The 2,240-nt window shown below is 67.0% G+C and carries 2 protein-coding genes; both read left to right on the top strand.

Annotation, left to right across the window (positions count from 1 at the left end; all coding sequences use genetic code 11):
- Window positions 1–676, top strand: a 676-nt coding sequence (locus BGN95_RS15525) for a polysaccharide biosynthesis/export family protein (protein ID WP_286773221.1), incomplete at its 5' end; no start/stop codon positions are given.
- A partial coding sequence (locus BGN95_RS15520; RefSeq protein ID WP_286773220.1) for a GumC family protein occupies window positions 673–2,240 on the top strand: 1,568 nt, incomplete at its 3' end. The genes BGN95_RS15525 and BGN95_RS15520, both read left to right, overlap by 4 nt.

Below are 2,240 nucleotides of genomic sequence, written 5' to 3'. Positions count from 1 at the left end.
CCTCAACGAAACCCGCACGATCCCTGCCGCGCCCGACGTGCTGACGTCGATCGGCCGCTATCGCCAGGCCTATGTCCTGGCGCCGGGCGATGTGATCGAGGTGCTGGTCGATCATATGCCCGAGGTGTCGCGTACCGTGACGGTGCGACCCGACGGGATGGTGAGCCTGCCCAAGGCCGGGGACCTGCGCGTCGCGGGCCTCATGCCGCTGGAGGCGGCGGGGCTGGTGCGGCGCGAGTTGCTGCGCCGGATCATCGATCCCGAGGTGACGATCACCGTCACCAACCCGCGCGAGGAAAAGGTATTCGTCGCGGGCGAGGTGGGACACCCCGGCGCGCTTCCGCTGCGCGACGTGCCGACCGCGGCGCAGGCATTGATTCAGGCCGGGGATATCGGGCGGTCGGGCAAGCTTTCCAACGTGGCGCTGATCCGGCTCGAACCGTCGGGCTATCTCACCGCGCATATCCTGCAATCGCAGGCACGCGGGAAGGCGGGGCTGCTGCTGACGCTCCAGAATGTACCGCTCCAGCCCGGCGACCTGCTGATCGTCCAGGAAACCGCCAGCTCGCAATTCGCGCGGGTGATCCAGGACTATCTCAATGCGCCGCTCGGCGGGCTCAATCAGGTGCTGATGCCCTACGCCCAGCTCAGGGTGCTGCAGGAGATCAGCAAATGACCGATGCCTCCCCCCTGCTGCCGGCGCCGGAGGCGGTGGCGCATCGCCCCGAGGCGGATACGTTCGATTTCCGCCGGGCGGGGCAGGCGCTGATGCTGGCGGTCGCCGGGCATCGGCGGCTGATCCTCGTCGTCACCGGGCTGACGCTCGTGCTGGTGACGCTCTATATCGCGCTCTGGCCGCCGATCTATACCGCCTCGGTGACGCTGTCGGCGGGGGCCGAGGACGATCGGCAGCGCGAAAATTTCTATGACGGATGGGCGGTGTTCCGGCGCAACGCGCTGAAGGACGAAGTGGTGATGGCGACGTCCGGCCCGGTGCTGCATCAGGTGATCGGCGAGCTGAAGCTCGACTATCGCGACGTCTATCACCCGCCGCTGCGCTATCTCACCTATCTGTGGACGCAATCCTGGCCAGGCGAGGCGTGGCGCTGGACCAAGGAGCGGATCTTTCCCCGGCCGCAATCGCGCTACATCCTCTCGCCGCGGCAGCAGGAGGAAGCGCGCACGCTCGACGATTTCCGCACCGGGGTATCGCTCCAGCCGCTCAACGACACCAATATCGGCGTCCTGCACGTCCGCGGGCCTTCGCCGCGCGTCGCGGAGATCGCCGACAAGGTCGCGGAAACCTATCTCGCGCAGCGTCGCCGGCGCTTCGCGCGCGAGGCGCGTCAGGCGTATGACGCGCTCGAGGTGGAGGCCGATAAGACACGGCGCAATCTGCTCACGCTCGAACAGCAGATGGAGCGTTATTATACCCAGAACGACATGCTGCTGATGTTCGAGAAGGACAAGGTAGAGGTCAGCCAATATCTCGGCATGCAAGGCGAGCTCGACGCGCGGCGCACCGCGATCGCACAGACCCAGCGCGAGTTGATGGCCGTATCGGGGCAATTGGCACGCGAGGCGCGTGAAGTCGTCGCCGCGCGGACATTGGGGGACAATCCCGTCCTCGCGACGATGCGCCAGGATCTCGCCAAGCTGAAACTGTCGCGCGACAATATGCTGATCCGCTATCGCGCGGATTCGCCGGAGGTGGCCGATCTCAACGCGCAGATCGCGGTGCTGGAAAAGCAGATGGCAGGTCAGGCGGCGCGCAGCGTTCAGCAGACCAGCATCGCCCGCAATACCGGCTATGAGACATTGGCGGCGCGCAAGGCCGCGCTCGAATCCAAGCTCGCGGGCGATCGCGGCGCGTTGATCAGCCTGTCGGCCGATGTCGCCGCGCGGCGGCAGGAGGTCGATCGCATTCCGCAGAAGATGAAGGAAAGCCACGATCTCGGCCGCGCGCATGATGCGCTGGAAAAGACCTATCTGGCGTTGCAGGAGAAACTGACGACCGCGGCGGTGACCGCGGCGACCGCCGAATCCGCGCCCTCGTCGATCCAGATCGTCGAACATGCCGCGCTGCCCGACAAGCCCGACTGGCCGTCGACCAAGCTGCTGCTGATCGGCGGGCTGATCGCCGGGCTGGGCGCGGGGGTGGCGAGCGCGCTGGTGCTCGATGTCGCGCGCGACCGGGTCAACCGGTTTCGCCTGAGCGCGCCCGACGCGCCCTTTCCGCT

The sequence above is a fragment of the Sphingomonas sp. 66-10 genome (assembly GCF_001897045.1).
GTDB lineage: Bacteria > Pseudomonadota > Alphaproteobacteria > Sphingomonadales > Sphingomonadaceae > Sphingomonas > Sphingomonas lycopersici.
Note: the sequence above shows the minus strand (reverse complement) of the source record. Positions and strands in the feature narration are given on the sequence as shown.